Annotated in this window: 1 protein-coding gene and 1 pseudogene; one reads left to right on the top strand and one right to left on the bottom strand. The window is 78.0% G+C overall.

Annotated elements, in window-relative coordinates; genetic code table 11:
* On the bottom strand, positions 1-630 hold a 630-nt coding region (locus HMPREF3105_RS01775; RefSeq protein ID WP_246830311.1), incomplete at its 3' end, for a hypothetical protein.
* Positions 631-731: 101 nt separating this feature from the next.
* Between HMPREF3105_RS01775 and HMPREF3105_RS01770 the strand changes: the two are divergent.
* A pseudogene (locus HMPREF3105_RS01770) lies at positions 732-990 on the top strand (mycothiol synthase); the annotation flags it as partial.

The following is a 990-nucleotide window of genomic DNA, read 5'->3' as shown; positions in this document are numbered from 1 at the left end:
GAGCGCCGCGGCCGTGACGGCCGGCCGGTCCCGGGCGCCCACGCCGGCCAGCGCCGAGACGGGCCAGGCGAGCACCGTGCCGAGGGGGATGACGACGAGCGCCAGGACTCCCGGCCGGCCCTGCATCCACGGGGTGAGGCCGACGAGGGAGACCGCGGCCACCGTGACCGCCAGCGTGATGACCAGCCCGGCGACCGCGGGGGTGTCGGTCCAGCGTGAGACGGCCACCCAGCACGCCGTCACGACGGCCATGAACGCCCCGCCCATCGTGGCGACGGTGGACTCGAGGCGCAGCGGCCGGCCGGTCCCGCGCACCAGCTGGACGACAAACGAGGCCATGGTGCTCCAGGCGACGACGACGGCGAGCGGCTCGAAGAGCGTCCAGGCCCCGCTGTGGCCGTCCTCGAGCGGCGGCCACAGCAGCATGAGCAGCACCGCGGCGCCCCCGGCGACGGCCAGGGTGACGCTGAGCGAGAGGCGCGCGGGCGCCCCCATCTGCCGCGGCCAGCCCCAGGCGATGACCAGGATCACGACGGCGGCGGCGAGGGCGGCGGGGACCGGGCCCAGCAACGCGGCACCGCCCAGGACGAGGGCGGCGACGGCCGCACTCAGGGCCATGGACAAGCGCATCACCTGCCCCATCCTGCCAGGTGCGCACCGGCTCGGCCCTGGGCGGGCGACGGCGGGGCGCACCTCGCGGGCCACCGTCCTCCTTCCGTAGGGTGGCCGGCATGGCCGAACACCCCACCCCCACGACCTCCGACGCCGACGGCATGCCGCGCGTCGTCACCCCGCGCCCGGAGGAGGCGAGCGCCGTCCTGGACCTGGCCGACCGCGCCGGGGCGGCGGACGGCCATCCCCCGCTGTCGGACCAGACGCGCGTGCTGCTCGCCCGCGGCGGGCAGCTCTGGTGGGGGGCCACCCGGGGCCCGGACGGGGCGATCGACGGGGCGGCCGTGCTCGTGCCCGAGGGCACGGCGGCCGTGCTCG

This window comes from Micrococcus sp. HMSC31B01, from assembly GCF_001816085.1.
GTDB lineage: Bacteria > Actinomycetota > Actinomycetes > Actinomycetales > Micrococcaceae > Micrococcus > Micrococcus luteus.
Note: the sequence above shows the minus strand (reverse complement) of the source record. Positions and strands in the feature narration are given on the sequence as shown.